Genomic DNA, 7,363 nt, shown 5'->3' with positions numbered 1-7,363 from the left:
TGTGGCTGAAGCCGCGCACTCGCTCCAAGGCGACTGAAGTCGCTAATCGGCTAGACCCCAGCCTTAAAAGGACGGGGCTTGCGCCTCGTTTTTCGGTCATTTTCAGTGTAACCTCCGACTCGGAAAAAAAGTCCGCCTTTTGACCCCCCGATCGCCTGGAGGATCAGATTAGGCTTTGAAGAACTGAGTTTGACGCCGTTCGATCGTCGGTTGTCAGTTGCAGTTTTTTTGCAGTTTTGGGCATTGAAACTGGTTTTTTAAATCTCCATATTTCCTTCAAACCGTTTGGGAGACTCGGAACGGTGAGTAAAAGGAAGAGCAAGAAGACTTTCGTTATCTATCGCGATGAAGTCAGAAGACATACACAGCAAGCTCGATCGCGATTCATATTTTACGTTAAGTTTAGGTGGATTTACTGACAAGACTATTTTTGATTGGCGATTCGGGAGCAATGCTGCTACTTTGAGGGTTTGGCCGACTGACTTTGGCGCAATCCGGCGGCTTCGACGAGTAGTGATTCGGCAAAGGCGATCGCCTCATGGGCCGATCGACCGCTGGCGAGTTGGGCGAGCTCTTCCCGGCGCTGCTGGCTGTTGAGGACTGCAACTCTGACTACAGTTCGTTCGCCCGGTTCGGTGTTGGCTGCTTCGCCGATACTTGATTCTGCTGCGATCGTCTGTTTGTTGACGCGAAAATGACAATCAGCCATCGCGGCGATTAGCGGCTGGTGGGTGACGCACAAAACTTGGTGTTTGTCGGAGAGTTGATAGAGCTTTTTGGCGATCGCACCGGCGACTCTCCCGGAGACTCCGGCATCGATTTCGTCAAAAATTAGGGTTCCGGCGCTTTCAATTTGGGAAAAACAGGCTTTGATGGCGAGTAGAAAGCGGCTCATTTCTCCCCCGGAGGCGATCGCCCCTAAAGGTTGCAGCGGTTCCCCCGGGTTGGGGCTGAAACAAAAGGCAATTTGGTCAGCACCGGTGGCGGTTGGGCTACAGGGCGAGATCTCGACTTGAAATTGGACTTTTTCCATAGCTAAGGGCTTAAGTTCTCCCACGAGGTGGGTTTCGAGTTTCAGGGCTGCGGAGCGCCGCAGGATGGTGAGGTGGCTGCAAGCGTCTTTTAATTGCTCTAGAGCAGTCTGATATGCGAGTTCTAAGGCTTCCATTGACTCGCCTCCTTCTAAAAGTTCGTTTAGTTCGTTTTGGATGCTGTGGTAGTAGGCGATCGCTTCTGAGAGCTGCCCGTATTTGCGGCAAATTTGTTTGAGTTCGCGAATCCGATCTTCTACTTCTTCGAGTCTTTCGGGATCTGCTTCTAATTGTTCGCCGTAGCTGCTAATTTGGCTGCTGGCTTCTGTGGCTTGAGCTAGGGCGTCGCTGACCATTTCTAAAATTGGTTGCAACTGGACATCGTAGACTACCATGTCGTTTAAAATTTCCTCGGCTTTGCTCAACAAGTCGGCGGCTGAGGCGCTATCGCCGTCGTTTTGGTAAAGGGCCTGGTGAACTCGGTAACTCTGCTGCTGCAATTCGACGACGTGGCCGAGGCGGATTGATTCTTGTTCTAGCTGTTCGAGTTCCCCGCCGTCTTCGATGTGGGCTTCGCTAAGTTCTCGGACTTGGTATTCTAATAAATCCAGTCTTTGCAGCCGCTGTTGTTCCGACTGACGCCTGCGGTTGAGGGCTGTTTTGGCGCTGGCAGCCCCCAGCCACGCGGTGCTGGTTGTCGATCGCGCTTGAGTGAGTTTTTTACCACCGTACAAATCCAGCCATTCTCGCTGGAGAGTTTCTTGGCCGAGGTGGACGGTTTGGCCTTGGGCCGTAATTTCCACAAGCCGATCGCGCAGTTGCTCCATTAACTGGCGGTTGACGAGAATTCCGTTCAAACGCGATCGACTCCGCAAAGCACCGCTAGATACGTTAATTTCCCGGCTGCAAACGGCTAAATTGCCATCTATGGGTTCGATTTCTTGCTCGAAGAGCCACTTGGTGGCGGATGAGTCTAATTCAAAGGTAGCTTCCAATATTGCCCGCGTTGCTCCGGTGCGAATCGATCGGCGATCGACTTTCCCGCCCAAAACTACATCGATCGCATCTAAGATAATCGATTTTCCAGCCCCGGTTTCCCCTGTAAATACGTTCAAACTCGGGCCAAAGTCTAGATCCAGGCGGTCAATTAGGGCAAAGTTTTCTATTCTGAGGGATAGTAACATGGGGAATTGGGAATGGGGAATTGGGAATGGGGAATTGGGCATAGGGAATGGGGAATGGGGCATTGGGAATGGGGCCCGCGCAGGGCATTGACTCCTCCCCTATCGGGCGCGTCGAATTTCCCGAGTCTTCTTTTGATTTTCAACTACAATACTTGTAATTTTGCCATTATCGATCGAGTCTCAACATCAATGCAAAGTAAATTACTGCTGCCCGTTGCTCTCTTAAGCTTTGTCCTGATTGGAGCTTTTGGCTGGAAGCTTCACCAAGACAAGGAGCGAGTCTATCAATTAACACTGGCCACGGGAACAAAAACTGGGAATTATTACCCTTTCGGACAGGCACTTGCTGATGTCGTCGTGAAACACAATCCGCGCATCCGCATTCAAGTTATTGAAACTCAAGGTGCTGAGGAAAATATGCGGAAGCTTGAGTCGAATGAGGCTCAGTTAGCGATCGTACAAAACGATACGGCTGCGGTACCTTCTGCTCGGGTAATAGCTTCGTTGTTTAAGGAAGTTTTTCATTTAATTGTTTCCGAACAGTCGGGAATTAAAAGTATTTCGGATTTAAAAGGCAAACATATTGCACTGATGGCAAGAGGCAGTGGTTCTTACAGTTCTTTTTGGTTGATGAGCGAACATTATGGTTTAAAAGAAACCGATTTTATGTTTACTCCAAATTCTTGGACAGAGGCTAGTAAATTATTTAGTAATGGCGAGGTTGATGCTATTTTCAGGGTACTGCCTCCCGGCAGCGATCTGGTTAGAAACTTGCTGCAAAATACGCAGGGAAAGCTAGTACAGATCGACCAAGGATCTGCCATGAAAATAAAGTTGCCTTATTTGGAAGCCGATATGATTCCTAAGGGTACTTACAAAGCCGATCCGGCTGTTCCCGATGCAGATTTGGCGACCGTGGGAGTGCAGGCTACTCTGTTGGCCCGGAAGGATGTCGATCCGGAGATCGTGCGGGAAATTACGCGGATTGTGTTCGAGTACCGCCGCAATTTGGTAGCTGCTAATTCGCTGGCGGCAATGATTAGTCAGCCTGGAGGAAATGGGGGTTTGGCTTTGCCCCTACATGAGGGCGCTCAGGCTTATTACGATCGCGAAAAGCCGGATTTTTGGGCTGCTAATTCCGATCTTATGGCTTTATATTTATCTATCGGAACGCTTTTCGCCTCTTGGGTTTGGCAGTTGCGCTCGCGCTTTGTAGAAAAACAAAAAAATCAAGCCGATCAGTTTAATTTGGCGATTTTAAGTTTGATTCAAAAAATTCGTCAAGCGAAAACTTCGCATGAAATTCATTTCTTGCAAGAAGAGTTATTTGAGATTTTTAACCAGGTGATTGTAGATTTGGACGAAGATCGGATTGATTCTGATTCTTTTCAATCTTTTACTTTTACTTGGGAAACTGCTATAAGAATTGCGCGCGAGCGAGAAAAGATGTTGCGGGAGTTGCGTCTGGCTTCGGATAGTGTGTAATTGATTGTGATAGACATATAGCCTTTACCAAAAAGATGAGGTATGTTGTTGGGATGCGAGCCCCAAGAGCGCTTGCATCGCAACTACGTACCAAGAAAGGTATGTTGTTGGGATGCGAGCCCCAAGAGCGCTGAAGCGCAACTACGTACCAAGAAAGGTATGTTGTTGGGCTTGGGCCCCAAGAGCGCTTGCATCGCAACTACGTACTAAGAAAGGTATGTTGTTGGGATGCGAGCCCTCTTAAAATTTGTTAGATAGCAAGTTATATCAATTTCGGTTGTACTGTCAGGTGATGTTGAATGTTAACTGTTGACTGTTAATTGTTTACGGTTTAAAGAATACCGATGCAACCGGAAACGATATAATGTATCAATCAACAACATGACGAGTTTCGTGCAGGGCTTTGTGATAGAATTTTCAGTGATGATTGAGAATTGCCTTTCCTGATGCACTGTAGCGCTGTTTGTCAGGTGCGTCGCTGTAAGATTATCGATATTTCTTTGGGAATTTTCGAGGGCGACGCACCCTACGACTGTTCCATCGCAATTATTTAAGCACGCTCCATCTAACGCACCCTACAATAATTTAGGTGAGACAAAACCTAGGTGTTTCCAAGCAGCGGCTGTGGCAATTCTACCCCGACTTGTTCGCTGCAAAAATCCGATTTGCATTAAATAAGGTTCGTACACATCCTCAATTGTTTGAGTGTCTTCTCCTGTAGAAGCTGCGAGGGTTTCTAAACCCACGGGGCCGCCGTTAAAGTTTTCGATCATTGCTGTCAAAAGAGACCGATCTGTCCAATCCAAACCTAGCGGATCGACGTTGAACAATTCGAGGGCGACGGAGGCAACTTCGGCGTTGATTGGCTTTAAATTTTTGACTTCGCTGTAGTCTCTGACTCGGCGCAGCAAACGGTTGGCAATCCGGGGTGTTCCGCGAGCGCGGCGGGCAATTTCTTCGGCTCCTTCTGGGGTGATTTGAGTGTCAAGAACTTGGGCGGTTCTTTGGACAATTAGACTAAGTTCGTCTATTTCGTAATATCGCAGTCTTTGGATCAAGCCGAAGCGATCGCGCAATGGAGATGTCAGTGACCCAACTTTGGTGGTGGCGCCTACTAAGGTAAAGGGTTTCAGCGGAATGCTGCGGATTTTGGCGCTTTTTCCTTGACCGATCGTAATATCTAAGCGGCAGTCTTCCATCGCCGGATACAGGATTTCTTCTGTAACTTTCGATAATCGGTGAATTTCGTCGATAAACAGCACGTCGCCTGCTTTCAGGTTGATTAGCAATCCGACAATATCTCGCGGTTTTTCTAGGGCTGGGGCTGTGGTGATTTTGCATTCTACTTCCATTTCTGCGGCTAGAATTAGCGACATTGTGGTTTTGCCCAATCCCGGCGGGCCGTAGAGTAACAGGTGATCCATCGGTTCGCCGCGGGATTTGGCTGCTGCAATTGCGATCGCCAAAACTTCTCTCAAGTCTTTTTGCCCGATATATTCAGCTAACCGCTGGGGCCGGATTTTGTCTTCTTGTTTGCTGTTGATTTCGTCGGGTAGTTCTTGCGATTCTAGTAGCGATTCCGTCTCGGGTTTGGCGGCTTTTTTCCGGGGTGCCGGGGCTATGTCTTCGGGTAGATTTGGGTCGGGTGGTTGTTGTTTGGAGGAGATAATTGCCATAGTTATTTGCGATCGGGCAATGGGAATTGTTTACAATTGTGAGCGGAATCATTACCAGTATTGAGTTCGCTATGAGTATTCCATCTTCTTTATTAGCGTCGGAAAGCATAACTTTTGAGGGGGCGATCGAGCTGACTCAATCTTTATTGCCCCAAATTGAGGGTTCACGACTTTCAGAGGCCCAGATCGAGCAAGCAGTGGCCTCTCTGGTGAAAACTAAGAACGGTGCTCGGGGTTTTTTTGTTACTTATCTGACGGACGAGGGACAGGTGGCAGACCGGCCTTCACCCGGAGTTATCGAGGCGCTGCGATCGGCTCCTGAGATCGTAGCAGAACTGCTGGTGAAAAATTTAGCGATGTCGTCGGCGATGGTTGTCTATCATTCGCGCCATCAAAGCGAGGAAAGAGCCGCGGGTTCTGCTAGAGTGCAGGGGCGATCGCACAATTTGATTCAAATCCTGCAAATGCCCGCCTGTAAAGCTGTAGCGTCCGAAATGCTGGAAAGTTTGCAGAATGCTAGCGGCGAGTACGAGGAATTTTTTGAACGGTGGGGCTACGACGACGAGCAAAAACTGGCGATACGTTCAGCAGTGAGTCAGGCGATCGGGTAAAGTAGACCTCTAGCAAAAATAGCTAGGATGGGCTACAGTCCCGCTCAAAAAATTGATTAAAAGGACTTTTGCAATTTTGTCTCTTATTTTCTTCAGTCTGCGGAGGCAGACTTCGTTTGTCTAGACGCGGTTTCAACCGCCGAGTCCGATCTTTGCCAGCAGATGCTTGATCAAAGCGGCGGGGCTGTGGAATAATTGCGGTTTAGCAAAAGCTGCACAATCGTAGCTGGAGTTGATTTAGGTGTGAAGGTTAGTGAACGAGGGCGAAAAAATTGCTGAGAACGGTGAAAGGAGTTGCCCAAAAAGCCCGATCGGCTCGCGGCAGGATGCCCGCAAGCAGCCAACGGTGGACGAAGCTGCATCTACTGACAACATTGGTGCGCCGGGACTTGGAAGCTCAATACAAAGGTTCGATTCTGGGCAATTTGTGGCCGCTGCTGAATCAGCTATCGCAATTGGTGATTTACACTTATGTATTCTCGATCGTCCTCAAGGTCAAGCTCCAACTTGCAGGGTTCCCCGAAAACAGTGACATTACCTTTGGAGTCTGGCTGTTTGCAGGTTTATTGCCTTGGAGTGCCTTCACCAGCGGTTTGATTAAATCGGGAGTATCCGTGGTTGGGCAGCCAAATTTAGTCAAAAAAGTGGTATTTCCCCTCGGTTTGCTGCCGCTAGTGCCGATTTTGACCGCTTTTATTGAAAGTTCTCTCGGTTTAGCAGCTTTGATTCTGATCGTAGCAGTGTCCACGCAAAAGCTCAACGCTACTTTATGCTTGCTGCCACTGGTTTGGGCGCCTCAGTTGCTGCTAACAGCGGGCTTGGGATATTTGACAGCGGGCTTGACAGTGTTTTTGCGAGACATTCCTCAGACATTAGGTGTTATTCTAAATTTTTGGTTTTATTTGACGCCGATCGTCTATCCAGCATCAATCATCCCCGAAGAATGGCGAGCGTGGATATTTTGGCTCAATCCAATGGCCGCCATCTCCGAGATTTACCGAGATCTGATACTGCTTGGAGAAGTCAAGCATTGGGGTGAATGGGGTGTCGCCACCCTGATTTCTGCTGCTATATTTTGTGCAGGTTTTGCAGTTTACCGCCGTTTGCGCCCCGCTTTTGCTGACGTGCTTTGACAGTTGACAGTTGACAGTTGACAGTTGACAGTTGAGGGCGACCTCTACCTGGAAGTCCGAGGATTCGAGTAATGAATCGTCTTTTTTTGATTTCTCCCTACAAGGGTTCCGGCTTTAAACCAATTTCTCCTGGTAAACTTATTTGAGATCGCAAGTCAATCTAAAATCTAAAATTCCAATAAAGGTTTGTAGTGAGGACTCGCATTCCTCATAAAAATCTGAGGACTAAAGTCCTCACTACAA

General features: G+C 48.4%; 5 protein-coding genes. 3 read left to right on the top strand and 2 right to left on the bottom strand.

The window, feature by feature from the left end; all coding sequences use genetic code 11:
- Positions 1-457: 457 nt before the first annotated feature.
- Positions 458-2,215: a DNA repair protein RecN gene (gene recN / locus JGK11_RS11830; protein WP_293211783.1), complete on the bottom strand. Its 1,758-nt coding sequence runs from the start codon at positions 2,213-2,215 to the stop codon at positions 458-460.
- Positions 2,216-2,227: 12 nt separating this feature from the next.
- On the opposite strand from recN, the gene JGK11_RS11825 reads away from it, so the two are divergent.
- On the top strand, positions 2,228-3,700 hold the full coding sequence (locus tag JGK11_RS11825; protein ID WP_293183308.1) for a TAXI family TRAP transporter solute-binding subunit: 1,473 nt from the start codon (positions 2,228-2,230) through the stop codon (positions 3,698-3,700).
- A 575-nt stretch (positions 3,701-4,275) separates the two neighbouring features.
- On the opposite strand, the gene ruvB is transcribed toward JGK11_RS11825, so the two are convergent.
- Complete coding sequence (gene ruvB, locus JGK11_RS11820) at positions 4,276-5,376, bottom strand: Holliday junction branch migration DNA helicase RuvB (RefSeq protein ID WP_293196652.1); 1,101 nt, start codon at positions 5,374-5,376, stop codon at positions 4,276-4,278.
- A gap of 71 nt (positions 5,377-5,447) precedes the next feature.
- On the opposite strand from ruvB, the gene JGK11_RS11815 reads away from it, so the two are divergent.
- Together JGK11_RS11815 and JGK11_RS11810 are read left to right on the top strand one after the other, a co-directional pair.
- Complete coding sequence (locus JGK11_RS11815; protein ID WP_293183312.1) at positions 5,448-5,987, top strand: hypothetical protein; 540 nt, start codon at positions 5,448-5,450, stop codon at positions 5,985-5,987.
- Positions 5,988-6,313: 326 nt separating this feature from the next.
- Positions 6,314-7,120 carry an ABC transporter permease gene (locus JGK11_RS11810; protein WP_293190518.1) on the top strand — a complete coding sequence of 269 codons (807 nt, stop codon included), beginning with the start codon at positions 6,314-6,316 and terminating at the stop codon, positions 7,118-7,120.
- The last annotated feature ends 243 nt before the right edge of the window (positions 7,121-7,363 follow it).

This window comes from Microcoleus sp. PH2017_34_RAT_O_A (assembly GCF_020737885.1).
Lineage (GTDB): Bacteria > Cyanobacteriota > Cyanobacteriia > Cyanobacteriales > Microcoleaceae > Microcoleus.
This window is presented reverse-complemented; position numbering and strand designations above follow the sequence as displayed.

What these genes read in the sequence shown, in the direction of transcription:
- JGK11_RS11825 (WP_293183308.1), top strand. Translation starts at nt 2,228, where the DNA reads ATGGGGAATTGGGAATGGGGAATTGGGCATAGGGAATGGGGAATGGGG.
- ruvB (WP_293196652.1), bottom strand. Translation starts at nt 5,376, where the DNA reads ATGGCAATTATCTCCTCCAAACAACAACCACCCGACCCAAATCTACCC.
- recN (WP_293211783.1), bottom strand. Translation starts at nt 2,215, where the DNA reads ATGTTACTATCCCTCAGAATAGAAAACTTTGCCCTAATTGACCGCCTG.
- JGK11_RS11810 (WP_293190518.1), top strand. Translation starts at nt 6,314, where the DNA reads ATGCCCGCAAGCAGCCAACGGTGGACGAAGCTGCATCTACTGACAACA.
- JGK11_RS11815 (WP_293183312.1), top strand. Translation starts at nt 5,448, where the DNA reads ATGAGTATTCCATCTTCTTTATTAGCGTCGGAAAGCATAACTTTTGAG.